Source organism: Streptomyces sp. SID5464 (assembly GCF_009862985.1).
GTDB classification, from domain to species: Bacteria; Actinomycetota; Actinomycetes; order Streptomycetales; family Streptomycetaceae; genus Streptomyces; species Streptomyces chartreusis_D.
On the sequence record NZ_WWIQ01000007.1, the window covers coordinates 1 to 16,261 of the forward strand.

12 protein-coding genes and 2 pseudogenes are annotated in these 16,261 nt (G+C 73.2%); 8 read left to right on the plus strand and 6 right to left on the minus strand.

From position 1 onward, the window contains the following. Positions 1 to 286 precede the first annotated feature (286 nt). The 5 genes and pseudogenes from pabB to GTY47_RS06705 all read left to right on the plus strand — a co-directional run. Positions 287 to 1,810, plus strand: a pseudogene (pabB, locus tag GTY47_RS06685) (aminodeoxychorismate synthase component I); the annotation flags it as partial. Further along, a pseudogene (locus tag GTY47_RS06690) lies at positions 1,807 to 3,331 on the plus strand (AMP-binding protein). The pseudogenes pabB and GTY47_RS06690, both read left to right, overlap by 4 nt. Beyond that, positions 3,328 to 4,914, plus strand: a complete 1,587-nt coding sequence (locus GTY47_RS06695) for an AMP-binding protein (protein ID WP_050810195.1) — start codon at positions 3,328 to 3,330, stop codon at positions 4,912 to 4,914. Before GTY47_RS06690 ends, GTY47_RS06695 begins: the two are co-directional and overlap by 4 nt. Beyond that, positions 4,911 to 6,089, plus strand: a complete 1,179-nt coding sequence (locus GTY47_RS06700; RefSeq protein ID WP_010036341.1) for an FAD-dependent monooxygenase — start codon at positions 4,911 to 4,913, stop codon at positions 6,087 to 6,089. Before GTY47_RS06695 ends, GTY47_RS06700 begins: the two co-directional genes overlap by 4 nt. A gap of 23 nt (positions 6,090 to 6,112) precedes the next feature. Beyond that, complete coding sequence (locus tag GTY47_RS06705) at positions 6,113 to 6,913, plus strand: aminotransferase class IV (protein WP_029180937.1); 801 nt, start codon at positions 6,113 to 6,115, stop codon at positions 6,911 to 6,913. Between the two features lie 107 nt (positions 6,914 to 7,020). Here the strand turns inward: GTY47_RS06705 and GTY47_RS06710 are convergent, their stop codons facing one another. Both GTY47_RS06710 and GTY47_RS06715 read right to left on the minus strand, forming a co-directional pair. Further along, positions 7,021 to 7,488, minus strand: coding sequence for a carboxymuconolactone decarboxylase family protein (locus GTY47_RS06710; protein WP_029180938.1), 468 nt, complete (start codon positions 7,486 to 7,488; stop codon positions 7,021 to 7,023). Positions 7,489 to 7,536: 48 nt separating this feature from the next. Next, positions 7,537 to 8,925: a PLP-dependent aminotransferase family protein gene (locus GTY47_RS06715; protein WP_029180939.1), complete on the minus strand. Its 1,389-nt coding sequence runs from the start codon at positions 8,923 to 8,925 to the stop codon at positions 7,537 to 7,539. 47 nt (positions 8,926 to 8,972) lie between these two features. On the opposite strand from GTY47_RS06715, the gene GTY47_RS06720 reads away from it, so the two are divergent. From GTY47_RS06720 to GTY47_RS06730, 3 genes are read left to right on the plus strand one after another with little or no spacing between them, the layout of a single operon-like run. Beyond that, positions 8,973 to 9,491, plus strand: coding sequence for a carboxymuconolactone decarboxylase family protein (locus GTY47_RS06720; RefSeq protein WP_010036353.1), 519 nt, complete (start codon positions 8,973 to 8,975; stop codon positions 9,489 to 9,491). After that, a complete protein-coding gene (locus GTY47_RS06725; protein ID WP_010036354.1) occupies positions 9,488 to 9,934 on the plus strand; it encodes a carboxymuconolactone decarboxylase family protein in 447 nt (148 codons plus the stop codon). Before GTY47_RS06720 ends, GTY47_RS06725 begins: the two co-directional genes overlap by 4 nt. Next, entirely contained in the window at positions 9,931 to 10,650 is a 720-nt protein-coding gene (locus tag GTY47_RS06730) for an isocitrate lyase/phosphoenolpyruvate mutase family protein (RefSeq protein ID WP_010036355.1), read from the plus strand. Before GTY47_RS06725 ends, GTY47_RS06730 begins: the two co-directional genes overlap by 4 nt. Positions 10,651 to 10,656: 6 nt before the next feature. Here GTY47_RS06730 and GTY47_RS06735 read toward each other — a convergent pair whose 3' ends face one another. From GTY47_RS06735 to GTY47_RS06750, 4 genes are read right to left on the minus strand one after another with little or no spacing between them, the layout of a single operon-like run. Next, positions 10,657 to 11,613: an ABC transporter substrate-binding protein gene (locus tag GTY47_RS06735; protein WP_010036359.1), complete on the minus strand. Its 957-nt coding sequence runs from the start codon at positions 11,611 to 11,613 to the stop codon at positions 10,657 to 10,659. A 1-nt stretch (position 11,614) separates the two neighbouring features. After that, a complete protein-coding gene (locus tag GTY47_RS06740) occupies positions 11,615 to 13,564 on the minus strand; it encodes an ABC transporter permease subunit (RefSeq protein WP_010036363.1) in 1,950 nt (649 codons plus the stop codon). Continuing rightward, positions 13,564 to 14,637 carry a glycine betaine/L-proline ABC transporter ATP-binding protein gene (locus GTY47_RS06745; RefSeq protein WP_050810199.1) on the minus strand — a complete coding sequence of 358 codons (1,074 nt, stop codon included), beginning with the start codon at positions 14,635 to 14,637 and terminating at the stop codon, positions 13,564 to 13,566. The genes GTY47_RS06740 and GTY47_RS06745 overlap by 1 nt, the downstream gene beginning before the upstream one ends. A 32-nt stretch (positions 14,638 to 14,669) precedes the next feature. Next, positions 14,670 to 16,199 carry a GMC oxidoreductase gene (locus GTY47_RS06750; RefSeq protein ID WP_010036368.1) on the minus strand — a complete coding sequence of 510 codons (1,530 nt, stop codon included), beginning with the start codon at positions 16,197 to 16,199 and terminating at the stop codon, positions 14,670 to 14,672. Positions 16,200 to 16,261 lie beyond the last annotated feature (62 nt).

A 16,261-nucleotide genomic window follows, 5' to 3' on the forward strand; every position in this document is an offset into this window, starting at 1 on the left:
TACCGGTCCATCCACCGGGGCCGGGCCGTCGGCGGGGCCTGGCCGGTCCCTCACGGCCGGGCCGTCCGCCGGGGCCCAGTCGTCCAGAGGCCCTGGCCGGTTCGGCGGGGCCGGTCCATCCGCAGGACCCGGGCCGTCCGGTCGGGCCGATCCGTCCGCAGGGCCCGGGCCGTCCGGTGGGGTCGACCCGTCCCCCGGCTCCGGGATGGTGCCCGAGGTTGGCACGGCCGCGGGGCGTGAGCCGTGTGGTGAGGCCGGGGCGGTCGTCAGCCCTGCCTCCGCCACCATCCCCCGGCCCCGTCGCCCCCACCGCGTCGGGTATCGGCTGCACACTCGGCGGATCGCCGGGGCCGTGGATGTCGAGGCGGCCTTCGTGCGGATGTGCGCGGGGGCCTCGCCGGCGTTCTGGCTGGACAGTTCGCTCGTGGAGCCGGGGCGGTCGCGGTTCTCGTTCTTCGGGGACGGCAGCGGGCCGCTCGCCGAGTTCGTGCGGTACGACGTCGAAAGCGGGCGTTGTGAGATCGAGCGGGCGGGGCGGCCGGTGCGGAAGGTCGCGGCCAGTGTCTTCGACTACCTCAAGCGGCAGTTGACCAACCGCCGCGTGGACGCGACCGGGCTGCCGTTCGACTTCACCGGGGGCTACGTCGGCTACTTCGGCTACGAGGTGAAGGCGGACTGCGGGTCGCCCAACCGTCACCGCTCCCCGGTCCCGGACGCCGCCTGGCTGTTCGCCGACCGGGTGATCGCGGTGGACCACCAGGAGGGCTTCACGTACGCCGTCTGCCTCGCGGAGGACACCCCGCAGGCCGCCCGGGAGGCCGCCGACTGGCTGGAGAGCGCCCTGGCCGACCTCACCTGCGTGGCGACGGAACGGCCGCCGCTGCCCGCGCCGCCGGCCCCGGCGGACCCCGGCGCCGCCGAGCCGTGGCTGGTGCGCGACCGGGCGACGTATCTCGCGGACATCCAGGCGTGCCAGCGGGAGTTGCGCGCGGGCACCAGCTACGAGGTCTGCCTGACCAACGCCGCCCGCTTGCCCGCACCGCCCGACGCGTTCGCGTTCTACCGGACGCTGCGCCGCGACAACCCGGCCCCCTACGCGGCGTTCCTGAGGTTCGGGGAGCTGGAGGTGGCCGGGTCCTCGCCCGAGCGGTTCCTGCGGATCGGTCGGGACGGCACCGTCGAGGCCAGGCCCATCAAGGGGACCGCGCCGAGGGGCGACGGGCCGGAGGAGGACGCCCGGCTGCGGGACGCTCTCGCGTCGGACGCCAAGACCAGGGCCGAGAACCTGATGATCGTCGATCTGCTCCGCAACGACCTGGGCCGGGTCTGCCGGACGGGGTCGGTACGCGTCCCCAAGCTCATGGACACGGAGACGTACGCCACCGTGCACCAGCTCGTCTCGACCGTGGAGGGCAGGCTGCGGGCGGAGACGGACGCGGTGGACTGTGTCCGGGCCTGTTTCCCCGGCGGCTCGATGACCGGCGCGCCGAAGCTGCGCACGCTGGAGATCATCGACTCGCTGGAGTCCGAGGCCCGGGGCGTGTACTCGGGCGCCCTCGGTTACTTCGGGTGCGGCGGCGGAGCGGATCTCAGCATCGTCATCCGTACCGCCGTGTTCGCCGACGGCCAGATGCACCTGGGTGCGGGCGGGGCGATCGTCCTCGGCTCCGATCCGGACGCGGAGTACGAGGAGATGCTGCTGAAGACCGCGGCCCCGATGCGGGCCCTGCACCAGCACACGGCCGACCGGATCCGGCGGCAGGCCCCGCCCGGTGACCGGGCCGGGGCGGCCGGGGAGGCCCGGCGATGACCAGTCCGCAGGTCGCGCCGCACCCCGTCGAGGCCGAGGCTCCCGGGAACCTCGCGGCCCAGCTCGAAGAGCTCGCCGAGCGGCGCGGGTGGGGCGGGCGGACCGCCTTCCACCAGGGACACCGGGCCTGGACCCACGGCGAGGTGCACGACCTCGCGGCCCGGGCCGCGACCGTGCTCGCCGGGCACGGGGTGCGCCCCGGGGACCGTGTGCTGCTGGCGCTGCCCGACTCCCTCGCCTGGGTGACGGCCTTCCTCGCCACCGCCCGTCTCGGCGCCGTCGCGGTCCTGGTCAACCCCGAACTCCCCGCGGCCGACCACGCGTTCCTGGCCGAGGACACCGGGGCCGGGCTCTGTGTGACGGGGCCGGGCCTGGAGGAGCGGTTCGCCGGACGAGCCCGTCTGGGCGCCGACCAGCTCATGGCGCTCGCCCCCGCCGCCGAGCCCGCGCCCGTCCACCAGGCCCACGCGCACACCCCGCTCTACGTCCAGTACACCTCCGGCACCACGGGCCGCCCCAAGGGCGTCGTGCACACGCACGGCGACCCACGGACGTACCACGACCTCGTCGGCCGGCGGGTGCTGCGGATCACCGCGGAGGACGTCACCCTGTCGGTGTCGAAGCTGTTCTTCGCCTACGGCTTCGGCAACGCCTTCGTCTTCCCGCTGTTCTCCGGCTCGTCCGTGGTGCTGGTGGACCGGCGCCCCACCCCGGCGACCATCGACGAACTCGTCGCCCGGCACCGGGTGACGCTGCTGTACTCCGTGCCGTCCGCCTACGCGGCGCTGGTGGCCGAGCGGGGCCACGGGCACGAGGACTGCTTCGCCTCGGTGCGGGCCGCGGTGTCGGCCGGCGAGGGGCTGCCGGAGGGGCTCGCCCAGCAGGTGACCGCGTTGCTCGGCGCCCCGGTGCTGGAGCAGATCGGCTCCACGGAGGCCGGTCACGCGTTCTGCGCCAACGGTTTCGCCCACAACCACCCGGGGACCGTCGGCCGTCCCGTGCCCGGCTTCGAGGTGGAGCTGCGCAACCGGGACGGCCACCCGGTGCCGGAGGGCGAGGAGGGCGAGATGTGGGTGCGCGGGCCGACGGTGACGCCCGGCTATCTGAACCGGCCCGAGGAGACCGCCCGGACCCTGGTCGGCGGCTGGCTGGCCACCCGCGACCGGGCGTGCCGCGAACCGGACGGCTCCTACCGGCATCTGGGCCGGGCCGACGACATGGAGATGGTCGGCGGTATCACCGTCTCCCCGCTGGAGGTGGAGGCCGTGCTGCGCGGCCATCCGGCGGTGCGGGAGGTGGTGGTCGCGGCCGTGCCCGACGGGCGGGGCGCGAACCGGTTGCGGGCCTTCGTGGTCCCCGACCCGCCGGTGCGGGACGGCCTTGGCGGACGAGCTCATCGGCCTGGCCCGGGAGAGCCTCGCCGCGTTCAAGGTCCCCCGCAGCGTCAGCTTCGTCCCGTCGCTGCCGCGCACCCCGACCGGGAAGCTGCGCCGCCATCTGGTGCGACGGGGCGCCTGGTGAACCCCGCAGAGAGGAACGATCCCGTGCGACCACCCCTGTTCACCGACCGCGGCTTCTATCTGGGACCGGTCTTCCGCCGTGCGGCCGACCGGCACGGGGCCGTCTTCGTCACCCTGGACCGGCCACTGGACGTCGCCCCCTCCCTCGGGGTCGACCTGAGTTACACCGTGCTGGCCGACCTGGTGGAGGACCTGTCCGGGCGGCTGTGGGAGGCCGGGGTGCGGCCCTCGGAGCAGGTCGTCGTGCACAAGGCGGACAACGTCGACATCGTGCTGCTGACCTGCGCCGTCTCCCGTATCGGCGCCGTGCCGGTGCTGCTGTCGCCCGCGCTGGCACCGGCGGTGGCCGGGCAGCTCCTTCAGCGGCTGCGCCGGCCCTGGCTGCTCACCGACGGCGCCACGCTGGACGGCCTGAGGGAGCTCGCCCGGTCCGGGCTGGTGCGGCGGACGCTCTGCGTGGACGACGCGCCCGGGGCGGAGCCCCTGGCGAAATACGCCGGCGCCGAGCCTCCCCCACCGGTCCGGCTGCATCCTCGCGAACCGGCCCTGATCACCCACAGTTCGGGCACGACCGGCGTGCCCAAACTGGCCGTGCACTGCGCGCACACCATGTGGAACCGGCTGGTGCCGCAGCAGGCACTGGGCCGGCCCACGCGGGGCGAGCCGGCGGCGCTGCACATGTCGTTCGTGCACTCGCGCTTCTACCATCTGCTCGGCGTCCTGCTGCACTTCGGCAGCCCGCTCGTGCTGATCACCGACCCGGATCCGGCCGCGGTGGGTCCGCTGCTGGCCCGGCACCGGCCCGGCATCGTGGAGACACACCCCAACACGTTCGTGCTGTGGGAGGAACTGGCCGACGCGCCCGGTGCCCCGCTGTCCCGGGTACGGGCGTACGGCTCCACGTTCGACGCGATCCATCCGCGCACCGTACGGCGGCTGCTGGGCGCCTCGCGGCGCCGTACGCCCTGGCTGATCCAGCTGTACGGGCAGAGCGAGACGGGCCCGGTGGCGTTCCAGGTGGTGACCCGGCGCAGTGCGGCCCGCGCGGACGGCCGCCGCGTCGGGTTCGGGATACCGGGCTTCACCCGGGTCCGGGTCACCGGCGCCGGGGGCCGGCGGGTCCCGCCCGGCACCCCGGGCCGGATCGAGGCCCGCACCCGGGGCCGGATCCTCACCTACCTCGGCATGCCGGAGCGCTACGACCGTCAGCTCACCGACGGCTGGTGGGAGATGGGCGACATGGGCTACCGGAGCCGACTGGGCGCGCTGTACCTGATCGACCGCGAGGTGGACCTGATCGACGCCGTGCACAGCAATCTGGAGGTCGAGGACGTGCTGATGTCCCGGCTGGAGGAACTGCGCGAGGTCGTCATCGTGCCGGGCGCGGACCGGGAGCCGGTGCCGGTGGTGTGCGTGCGCGGCGAGCGGCCCCTGGACCCGGAGCGCTGGCGGCGGGCCACGGCCGGGCTGCCGGCGATGGCCGAGCCGCGGCAGTGGCGGTTCGAGGACCTGCCGATGACCGCGACCTGGAAGGTGAAACGGGTGGAGATCGCCCGGATGCTCACCGAAGGGGCCCGGGCATGACCCCGGTCCTGGTCGTGGGCGCCGGTCCCGTGGGCCTGTCGGCGGCTCTGGCGCTGCGGGCGCACGGGCTGCCGGCCGTCCTGCTGGAGGCGGAGCCGGAGGACCGTGAACGGCCGGGCAGCCGGGCCCTGTTCGTGCACCGGGAGACCCTCGGCCTGCTGGACGCGATGCGGCCCGGCCTCGCCGCCGAGATCACCTCGTACGGGCGGACCTGGCACACCAGGCGCACCCTCTACCGGGGACGTGAGGTCTACGCGCGCTCCTTCCCGCCCCCGTCCGGCCCGCCGCCCTTCACCAGCCTGCGCCAGACGGACACCGAGCGGTTCCTGCGGGCGGCTTGTGCGCAGGCCGGGGTGGAGTTCGTGTGGGGTGCGCGCGTGACGGGCGTGCGCACCACCGGGACGGAGGTCCGGGTGACGGACGAGGACGGGCGGGTGTGGGCCGGCGCGTTCGCGATCGCCGCCGACGGGGCCCGCTCCACGGTCCGGCGGGAGCTGGGCATCGCCCTGGAGGGCACGCGCGGCGAGGGCTTCCACGTCGTCGTGGACGTCGCCGACGTACCGGGCGCGGAGCTGCCGCTGGAGCGGGTCTTCCACTACGAGCATCCCGGGGTGGGCGGCCGCAGTGTGATGCGGGTGCCGTTCACCGGGGGTTTCCAGGTCGACCTCCAGTGCCACGACGACGACCGGCCGGAGGAGTACGGCACCGAGGAGGCCGTACGGCGCTGGCTGCCCTCGGTCGTGGGGGACGGCTACGGCGAGCGGATCCTGTGGGTGTCGACGTACCGCTTCCTGCGCAAGGTGGCGGCCTCGTTCACCGATCCGCACCGGCGGGTGCTGCTGGCCGGCGAGGCGGCGCATCTCTTCCCGCCGTTCGGGGCACGCGGGATGAACAGCGGGATCGCGGACGCGGCGGCCGCCGCCGAGGCGATCGCCGCGGGGACCGGCGAGGCGGTCGCCTCCTTCGCCGAGGTGCGGCGGGCGGCGGCCCTGTTCAACAGTGCCGCCGCCGGTGCCGCCCTGGACCACCTGCGGCCGCGCCGCCGCACCGTCCGGGTCGGACAGCGGGCGGCTGCGGCACTGGCGCCCGTGGTGCCGTGGTGCGGGTCTTGGCTGGAGCACGCGCCGTACGGGCCCCGGCACGGGGCGTCGGCCGTCGCGGGACGCACGTACTGACGCACGTACTGAGGAGGCTGTTGGTGACAAGACCGGCGGTGGCGGAAGGCCTGTGGACGTGGGCGCCCGGCCGTGGCCTGGTCCCGGCCCCGGACCGGGCGGCCGGGGGGCGGTTGCTCGCCGCGGACTCGTGGCTGGTGCGCGAAGGCCGGGTGCGGGCCTACGACCGGCACCAGGAACGGTTCGCGCGGGCCTGCGGTGACTGCGGCGGACCGAAGCCGCGCCGGCTCGTCGCGTTCTGGCAGGACGTGACCGCCGTACTGCCGCGCACGGGTGCGTGGTTCCCGCGGGTGGAACTCGCGGCGGGTTCACTGGAGTTGCGGCTGCTGCTGCGGCCCGCTCCGCCGCTCGGCACGGGGGTGCGCCTGTGGGCGGCGGGCCAGTCCGATCCGCGGACCGTGCCCCGTCGCAAGGGCCCGGACCTGGACACCCTGGCCCGGGTGCGCCGCCGGGCGTCCGGCGAGGGCGCGGAGGAGGCGGTGCTGATCGCGCCCTCGGGCACGGTGCTGGAGTCGGCCACCGCCAGCGTCCTGTGGTGGGAGGACGACACCCTGTGCCTGCCCCCGCCCCGGCTGCCCGTCCTGCCGGGTGTGACGTCCGGGCTGGTCCAGGAGCGGGCGCTGCGGTCGGGGATCCGGATCGCGCACCGGGAGCGGACCGTGGCCGAGCTGGACGGCCGTGAGGTGTGGCTGGTGAACGCGCTGCACGGGATCCGGCCGGTGACGGGCTGGATCGGGCGGCCGATGCGGGTGCCTCCGGCTCAGCGGGCCGGGGAATGGCGGGATTGGCTCGACAGCATGATGGAGCCGCTGCCGGTCGACTGAATTTCCGGTCGGCTGAATTTCCGGTCGGCTGAATTACCGGTCGGCTGAACGGAGAAAATGGCGACGTCGGGTCGAATTCGACCCGACGCACCGCTTTTCCCGTTCTCTCAGCTTTTCGGTGTCATACGTGTCGCTATCGCGATCCGGTTGTACGCGTTGATGACCGTGGCCGACCAGATGAGCGCCGCGATCTGGTTCTCGTCGAACACCCCGGCCGCCTCGGCGTACACCGCGTCCGGGACGTGGCCGTCGTGGACGAGCGTCACCGCCTCGGTCAACGCCAGTGCGGCACGCTCGCGTTCGGTGAAGAACGGCGTCTCCCGCCAGGCGTTCAGGGCGTAGATGCGCTGCTCGGTCTCGCCCTGGCCGCGGGCGTCCCGGGTGTGCATGTCGATGCAGAACGCGCAGCCGTTGATCTGCGAGGCGCGGATCCTGACCAGTTCCAGCAGTTCCGGTTCGAGTTTGGCGTCCTGGGCCGCGGAAACGGCGGCGGTGTGCAGGGAGCCCATTGCGGCGGACACGTCAGGTGTTGTTTTCTTCAGGGCCACGCGGGACGGAGAAGTGCTTTCGCTCATGGGGTGACCATATCCATTGAGCGGCATTCCGGAGGGGAATTCACGCGATTATCCGGGCAGTACCGCGCACAGCGCGTCCAGCGCCCCCGACCACGCGTGGTCCGGCGGTGTCCCGTAGCCGACGACGAGGGCGTCGGCCGGCTCGGCGACCGCGGCGGCGTGCCGGTAGCGGGCGAGTCCGTGGACCGCCAGACCCTGCCAGTGGGCCGCCTGGACCACCGACTGCTCGGTGCCGGGCGGCAGCCGCAGCAGGACGTGCAGCCCGGCCGCGATGCCGGTGATCCGGGCTTCCGGGGCCCGGGCCGCGACGGCGGCGACCAGGGCGTCGCGGCGGCGCCGGTAGCGCAGGCGGGTCGCGCGCACATGGCGGTCGTAGGCCCCGGACGTGAGGAACTCGGCCAGGGTCAGCTGGTCCAGTACCCCGCACGTGTCGACACCGCCCTTGGCCGCGGCGGTCTCCTCGGCGAGGCCCGGCGGCAGCACCATCCAGGCCAGCCGCAGCCCGGGGGCCAGGGACTTGCTCGCGGTGCCCAGATAGACCACCCGGTCGGGGTCCAGGCCCTGGAGCGCGCCCACGGGCTGCCGGTCGTAGCGGAACTCGCCGTCGTAGTCGTCCTCCAGCACCAGCCCGCCGGTGCGGCGCGCCCAGTCCACGACGGCCGCTCGGCGGTCGCGGTGCAGGGGGACGCCCATCGGGAACTGGTGGGCGGGGGTGAGGAGGACCGCGTCGGCGGCGGACAGCCCGCCGGGGTCGGTGCCCAGCCCGTCGAAGGGCAGCGGGACCGTGTGCAGACCGGACGCGGCCAGGATCCTCCAGTGCACATCGAGCCCGTACGAGTCGACGGCGACCGTCCGCGCCCCGCGCGCTCGCAGGGCCGTGCCGAGCAGCTTCAGGCCGTGCGCGAACCCGGAGCACACCACGATCCGTTCGGGGTCGGCGCGCACGCCCCGGGACCGGCTGAGGTAGCCGGCGAGCGCGGCGCGCAGTTCGGGACGGCCCCGGGGATCGCCGTAGTCGAGGGCGTGGTGGGGGGCGGCGGTCAGGGCGCGGCGGGCGGCCTTGAGCCACTCCGCGCGCGGGAAGGAGGCGAGGTCGGGGCTGCCGGGGCGCAGGTCGTAGGCGGGACGGGCGGGTTCGCGGGGGTGGGGTGCGGTGCCGGCCGGCGGTACCACCGTCCGGTCGGCGACCCGGGTCCCCGAGCCCTGCCGGGCGCTGAGCCAGCCCTCGGCGACCAGGTCGGCGTAGGCGTCGGCGACCGTGTTGCGGGCGATGCCCAGGTCGGCGGCGAGCGCGCGGGAGGAGGGCAGCCGGGTGCCGGGCGCCAGCCGGCCGGAGCGCACCGCCTCGCGCAGGGCGTCGGTGAGCCCTCGGCGCAGGCCCGGGCCGGTCGGCTCCAGGTGCAGGTCGATGCCCAAAGTGGCCCGTGGTTCCGCCATGGAAATGGACCATACCCCTGGGCTGCTTCCCTCCTAGGGTCGAGGGCATGACGACACACACCGAGGACACGACCGACCCGACGACCGTGGAGTACGCCGCCGAGCAGCCCGCCCGCCTGGACTGGGCCAAGCACGCGCCCGAGGTCTACAAGGCGATGGTCCGGCTGGAGATGGCCGCCCGGCAGGGTCTCGACCACAAGCTGTACGAGCTGGTGAAGATCCGCGCCTCCCAGATCAACCACTGCGCCTTCTGCATCGACATGCACACCAAGGACGCCCTCGCGGCGGGCGAGAGCGTCGAGCGGATCGTGCAGCTCAGCGCCTGGGACGAGTCGCGGCACTTCTACACCGCCAAGGAGCTCGCGGCCCTGGAGCTGACGGAGGCCGTGACGGTCCTGACGGACGGGTTCGTGCCGGACGAGGTGTACGAGAACGCCGCCAAGCACTTCGAGGAGGCCGAACTGGCGCAGGTGATCGCCGCGATCACGGCGATCAACGCCTGGAACCGGTTCGGGGTGACCTGCCGTATGGCGCCGGGCCACTACCAGCCGGGGCAGTACAAGTGACGGCTCGGACCCGCCTGCTCGACCCGGCGGTCGGGCGGGCCCTGTCCACGCTCAGCAAGGTCGCCAAGCAGGGCCTGGGCGACCCGGCCCTGGCCGAGCTCGTCGTGATCCGCGCCTCGCAGCTCAACCACTGCGCGTTCTGCCTCGACATGCATCTGGCGATCGCCCGCGAGTACGGGGTGAGCGAGAAGCAGCTCGATCTGCTGGCCGCGTGGGGGGAGGCCGAGGACGTCTTCGACGAGCGGGAGCGGGCCGCGCTGGCGCTGACGGAAGCGGTGACCGTGCTGACGGACGGGTTCGTGCCGGACGAGGTGTACGAGCAGGCCGCGAAGCACTTCGACGAGGCTGAACTCGCCCATCTGATCGGCCTGGTCGTCGCCGTCAACAACTGGAACCGGGTGATGGTCGGCCGCCGTGTTCCGCCAGGGGGTCACACGCCATGAGCAAGGCCGATGTGTTCCGCGCCCTGCACCACCACCGGGCCCCGGGTGATCCCCTGGTGCTGCCCGGGCCGTGGGACGCGGCCAGTGCCCGGGTGTTCGCCGAGGCCGGGTTCCCGGCGCTCGCCACGCCCAGTGCCGGGGTCGCCGCCTGCCTCGGCTACGAGGACGGGCAGGTCCCGGCCGACGAGATGTTCGCGGCGGTCGCCCGGATCGTCCGGGCCGTCGACGTGCCGGTCTCCGCCGACGTGGAGGGCGGTTACGGGATCGCGCCGAAGGAGCTCGTGGAGCGGCTGCTGGAGGTGGGGGCGGTGGGCTGCAACCTGGAGGACTCCGAGGGCGGGGTGCTCAAGGATCCGCGCGTGCACGCCGACTGGCTGGCGCAGGTGCGCGAGGCGGCCGGCGACCGGCTCTTCGTCAACGCCCGCGTGGACACCTTCGCCCGCGGGGTCGCCGATCCCGAAGCGGCCATCGAGAGGGCCGCGTTGTACGTCGCCGCGGGCGCCGACTGCGTCTACCCGATCGGCGCCCCGCCGGAGGTGCTGCCGCTGCTGCGGGCCGGTATCCAGGGGCCGATCAACGTGGTCGCGGTCCCGGGGCAGGGCCCCTCGCCCGCCGAACTCGGCGCGCGAGGGGCCACCCGGATCACCTTCGGGCCGGGGCTCCAGCGGCGGGCCACCCGCGCGCTGCGGGAGATCGCCGCCGGGCTGCGACCGTAGGGATGCTCAGGACAGCCACTTCTTCCACGTGGACCTGTGGCTGTCCACCCACTTCTTCGCCGCGTCCTCCGGCGTCATCTTCTTGTCGGCGATCATCAGGGAGACCTCGTTCTGGTCCTCGGTCGTCCACTTGAACTTCTTCAGGAAGGCCGCCGCCTTGCCGCCGTTCTTCGCGAAGCCCGAGTTCAGGTACTTCTGCAACGGCGTGTGCGGATAGGCGCAGGCGACCTTCTCCGGGTCCGCGTCGCAGCCCTCCTTGTACGGCGGCAGCTTCACCTCGGTCATGGGGACCTTTTTGAAGAGCCACTGCGGCGAGTACCAGTAGGTGAGGAAGGGCTTCTTCTCCTTGGCGAACTGCCTCATCTGGGTGATCTGCGCCGCCTCGGAGCCCGCGAACACCACCTGGTAGTCCAGCTTCAGGTTCTTCACCAGCGCCTTGTCGTTGGTGACGTAGGACGGCGAACCGTCCATCAGCTGGCCCTTGTCGCCGCTCTCCGGGGTGCGGAACAGGTGGGAGTACTTGTTGAGGTTCTTCCAGTTCGTGATGTCCGGGTGCTGCTTGGCGAGGTACGTCGGGACGAACCAGCCGATGTGGCCGGTGACGCCGAGTTCACCGCCGGGGGCGATCGTCTTCTTGTCCTTGACGTACCTCTGCTCCTGCTCGGGGTGGCCCCAGTCCTCCAGGATCGCGTCGACGCGGCCCTGGCTGAGGGCGTCCCAGGCGGGCACCTCGTCGACCTGGACGGTGTCGACGCGGTAGCCCAGTTCGTGCTCCAGGATGTACTGGGCGACGGCCACGTTGGCCTGGGCGCCCACCCAGGACTGCACGGACAGGGTCACGGTCTTGGCGCCCTGCGCGTTGGCGAAGGGCGAGGCCTGCTTGGTCATGTCGGCGGCACCGCAGCCGGTGAGCAGCGCCAGGGAGCTCACCGCGGCGACCGCGGCTGTCGTACGGACTCGCATGTCAGGCCCCCTTCTTCGCGCGGCGTTCGGTGGGCTGGGTCACCCGGTCGAGCATCAGGCCGAGGCAGACGATCGCCGCGCCGGCCACCAGACCGGTCGCCAGATCGCCCTGGGCGAGGCCGAAGACGACGTCGTAGCCGAGCGCGCCACCGCCGACCAGGCCGCCGATGACGACGACGGCGAGGACCAGGACGAGGCCCTGGTTGACGGCGAGCAGCAGGGCCGGGCGGGCCAGCGGGAGCTGGACCTGCCGCAACTGCTGCCAGCTGGTCGCGCCCAGCGAGCCGGAGGCCTCCAGGGCGGCCGGGTCGACCTGGCGCAGGCCCTGGGTGGTGATGCGGACGACGGCCGGGAGCGCGTACACGATCGCGGCCGCGACGGCCGGGGCGCGGCCGACGCCGAACAGGGCGACGACCGGGATCAGGTACACGAACTGCGGCATCGTCTGGAAGACGTCCAACACGGGCCGCAGGGCCCGCTCCAGGCGGTCGCTGCGGGCCGCGGCGATACCGACGGCGAACCCGACGACGAGGGTGACGACGACGGCCGCGAGGACCTGGGAGAGCGTGTCCAGCGAGGGCTTCCAGACGCCGAGCACGCCGATGGCGGCCATGGCGAGGACGGCGGTGAGCGCGGTGCGCCAGGTGCCGATGACCCAGGCCAGGGCGGCGACGATCAGCAGGACACCCCACCAGGGCAGCGACTGCAGGCCGTCGCGCATCGGGTCGAGGACCCAGGTGGTGAAGTGGCCGGCCCAGTCGGCGGTGCCGCCGACGACGGGAACGCCCGAGTACAGGTGCGCGGTCATCCAGTCGACGGCGCGGTTGACGGGCTCGGCGATGCCGACGACCCAGGCGTCGGGCCAGTCGAGGCGGCCCGCGAGCCGCCCGGCGACCGCCACGGCGACGACACCGGCGAGTGCGATGAGCCAGCCGCGCCCGCTGCGCGGCTCCGGTTCGGCGCCGAGCTTCTCCCCCGCCGCGCCGGTGACGCGGTCCAGGACGACGGCCAGCAGCACGATCGGGATACCGGCGGCGAGCGCGGCACCCACGTCGACCGAGGCCAGTGCCTGGTAGACGCGGTCACCGAGACCGCCCGCGCCGATGACGGCCGCGATGACGGCCATGGACAGCGCCATCATGATCGTCTGGTTGACGCCGAGGAGGAGTTCCTTGCGGGCCAGCGGGATCCGGGCGGTCAGCAGCCGCTGGCGTGCGGTGGAGCCGAGCGACTCGACGGCCTCCAACACCTCCTTGTCGGCGCCGCGCAGACCGAGCGAGGTCAGCCGGGCCATGGGCGGGGCGGCGTAGATGACGGTGGCCAGCACGGCCGCCGGGACGCCGATGCCGAAGACCAGCACGACCGGCAGCAGGTAGGCGAAGGCGGGCAGCACCTGCATGGTGTCCAGGACCGGGCGCAGGACGCGGTCCATCCGGTCGGACAGCCCGGCGGCGAGTCCGAGCAGCAGGCCGACCACGACCGACGCGAGGACCGCGACGACCATCAGGGCGAGGGTCTGCATGGTCGGCACCCACATGCCGAGCACGCCGCAGGCGAGGAACGCGACGGCCGTGCCGAGCGCCAGCCTGACGCCCGCCACGCGCCAGGCGACGAGCGCGCCCAGTGCGCTGACGCCCGCCCAGCCGATGGCGAGGAGGGCGAGGTAGACGGCCCGTACGGCGATGACGACGACGTTGCTGACGTGGCCGAAGAAGTACAGGAACAGCGGGTGGCTGTCGCGGTTGTCGATGATCCAGTCGCTGGCCTTGGCGAGCGGCTCGGAGAAGTCGACGGTAAGCGCGCCCGGCCAGCTGCCGCTGGCCCAGCGGGCACTGGCCAGCGGGACGAGGATCGCCGCCGCGACGGCCAGCAGGAGAAGCTTCTGGACGGCCCGGTTCCGCAGCAGCCCGGGAAGGCCCAGGCGGGGCGGGTTCGCGGTGATGGTCGCCATCACACCGCCTCCTTGGGCTGCTCGGTCCCCGGCGGAGCGGGCTGCTCCGTGCCGGCGACGACGCCGAGCAGTGTGTCGGAGTCGACCACGCCCACGCAGCGGCCCTTGTCCATGACACGGGCCGGTGAGCCGGCGCGGGCGACCGCCTCGATCGCCTCGGAGACCGTCGCCTCGGGCCGGACCGCCGGTCCGCTGCCGTCCTGGTCCGCCGACGGGCGGCGCATGGCCGTACGGACGGTCATGACCTGCTCGCGGGGGACGTCCCGGACGAACTCGCGGACGTAGTCGTCGGCGGGCGAGCCCACGATCTCCTCGGGCGTGCCGAGCTGGACGACCCGGCCGTCGCGCATCAGGGCGATGCGGTCGCCCAGCTTGAGGGCCTCCTGGAGGTCGTGGGTGATGAAGACCATCGTGCGGCCCTCTTCCTGGTGCAGCCGGACGACCTCCTCCTGCATGTCGCGCCGGATCATCGGGTCGAGCGCGCTGAACGGCTCGTCGAACAGCAGGACTTCGGGGTCGACGGCGAGGGCGCGGGCCAGGCCCACGCGCTGCCGCTGGCCGCCGGAGAGCTGGCCGGGGCGGCGGTGCTCCATGCCTTCCAGGCCGACCTTGGCGACGACCTCGGCGGCCCGCTCACGCCGCTCGTTCTTGCCCATGCCCTGGATCTCCAGGCCGTAGGCGACGTTGTCGAGGACCGTGCGGTGCGGCAGCAGGCCGAAGTGCTGGAAGACCATGGCGGCGCGGTGGCGGCGCAGTTCGCGCAGCCGGGAGCGGTCCATGGCGCGGACGTCCTCGCCGTCGATGGCGATGGTGCCGGCCGTCGGCTCGATGAGCCGGGTCAGACAGCGCACCAGCGTGGACTTGCCGGAGCCGGACAGGCCCATGACGACGAAGACCTCGCCCTTGCGCACGTCGAAGCTGACGTCCCGGACGGCGGCCGTGCAGCCGGTGCGGGCGCGCAGCTCGGCGGGGTCGAGGGCGGTGAGCTCGGGGTCGGCGGGAACGCGCTCGGCCTTGGGGCCGAACACCTTCCACAGGCCCTCCACCGAGAAGACGGGGGCGGTGGTGTCCATGGTCTGCTCCGTCGGGGGTTCGAGGGTCGCGGTCACTTGGCACCACCACCGATCAGCTCGGCGGCCTTCTCCCCGACCATGAGCACGCCGATCATCGGGTTCACGGTGGTCATGGTGGGGAACACGGAGGCGTCGGCGATGCGGATGCCCTCCAGGCCGCGGATGCGCAGTTCGGGGTCGACGACGGCGAGCCGGTCGTCGGCGGCGCCCATCTTGCAGGTGCCGGCCGGGTGGTAGACGGTGTGGGCGACCTTGCGGGCGTACTCGCTGAGCTCCTCGTCGCCGGTGACGTCCGGGCCGGGGGCCACCTCGCGCTTGAGCCAGCCGGCCAGGGGCTCGGTCTTGGCGATCTCGCGGGCGATCTTGATGCCGTCGACGAGGGTCCTGCCGTCGTAGTCGTCCGCGTCGGTGAAGTAGCGGAAGTCCAGGGCGGGCTTGACCTCGGGGTCGGCGCTGGTCAGGTACAGCCGGCCGCGGCTCTTGGGCTTGGGGATGTTCGGCGTCATGGAGACGCCGAACTCCGGCCGCTGGTAGCCCAGTCGCTCCGGGTTGTCCGTGAAGGGGATCTGGTAGAAGTGGAACATCAGGTCGGGGTGCGGCAGTTCGGGGTCGCGGCGCACGAACAGGCCCGCGTCCGAGTCCATCGCGGAGTTCTCCGGGATGGGGCCGTTGGTCTCCCACACGATGACCGACTCGGGGTGGTCGAGCAGGTTCTCGCCGACGCCCGGCAGGTCGTGCGCGACGGGGATGCCGAGCTTCTCCAGGTCCGCCTTCGGGCCGATGCCGGAGTGCATCAGCAGCCGGGGCGAGTCGACGGCGCCGGCGCACAGCAGGACCTCATTGCGCGCCTTGACGAGGATCTCCTCGCCGTCCTTGGTGCGCACGTGCACGCCCTCGGCGCGGTCGCCGTCCAGCTCCAGCTTGTACGCCCAGGTCTCCAGCAGGATCGTGAGGTTGGGGCGCTCGTCCATCACCGGGTGCAGGTACGCCACAGACGCCGAGGACCGCTTGTTGTTCTCGGGGTGGTAGGCGAGGTCGAAGAAGCCGACGCCCTCGGTGAACGGCTTCCGGTTGAAGCCCTCCACGCGCGGCACGTCCAGCGCCGCCTGGGCCGCGTCGACGAAGTCACGGGCGATGGCGTTCCGGTCCCGCTCGTCGACCGGGACGATGTTGTTGAGCAGGCGCGCGAAGTACGCCTCCATCTGCACCGCGCCCCAGCCCTTGGCGCCGGCGGCCTCCCACTCGTCCCAGTCGGCGGGCAGCGGCTTGAACGCGATCAGCGTGTTGTGCGAGGAGCAGCCGCCCAGGACCCGGGCCCGGCTGTGCCGGATGTGCGAATTCCCGCGTGGCTGCTCCGTCGTGGGGTAGTCGTAGTCGAGCTCGCCGCCCAGCAGGCCCATCCAGCGGCGCAGGGTCAGCACGTCGTCGCGGCCGACGTCGCTGGGGCCGCCCTCGATGACGGCGACGGAGACGTCGGGGTTCTCGGTCAGGCGGGAGGCGATGACGGAACCGGCGGTTCCGCCGCCTATCACGACATAGTCGTACTCATGGGTGTGGGACATGGCGTACTTGCTCCAGAGAGGATGAACCAGAGGGGACGAAGGGATCGGGCTCGAAGGGCGGG

Excerpts from the sequence above, each read along its gene's own strand:
- GTY47_RS06710 (WP_029180938.1), bottom strand. The coding sequence starts at position 7,488 with ATGAGCGAAAGCACTTCTCCGTCCCGCGTGGCCCTGAAGAAAACAACA.
- GTY47_RS06745 (WP_050810199.1), bottom strand. The coding sequence starts at position 14,637 with ATGGACACCACCGCCCCCGTCTTCTCGGTGGAGGGCCTGTGGAAGGTG.
- GTY47_RS06740 (WP_010036363.1), bottom strand. The coding sequence starts at position 13,564 with ATGGCGACCATCACCGCGAACCCGCCCCGCCTGGGCCTTCCCGGGCTG.
- GTY47_RS06730 (WP_010036355.1), top strand. The coding sequence starts at position 9,931 with ATGAGCAAGGCCGATGTGTTCCGCGCCCTGCACCACCACCGGGCCCCG.
- GTY47_RS06750 (WP_010036368.1), bottom strand. The coding sequence starts at position 16,199 with ATGTCCCACACCCATGAGTACGACTATGTCGTGATAGGCGGCGGAACC.
- GTY47_RS06715 (WP_029180939.1), bottom strand. The coding sequence starts at position 8,925 with ATGGCGGAACCACGGGCCACTTTGGGCATCGACCTGCACCTGGAGCCG.
- GTY47_RS06720 (WP_010036353.1), top strand. The coding sequence starts at position 8,973 with ATGACGACACACACCGAGGACACGACCGACCCGACGACCGTGGAGTAC.
- GTY47_RS06735 (WP_010036359.1), bottom strand. The coding sequence starts at position 11,613 with ATGCGAGTCCGTACGACAGCCGCGGTCGCCGCGGTGAGCTCCCTGGCG.
- GTY47_RS06700 (WP_010036341.1), top strand. The coding sequence starts at position 4,911 with ATGACCCCGGTCCTGGTCGTGGGCGCCGGTCCCGTGGGCCTGTCGGCG.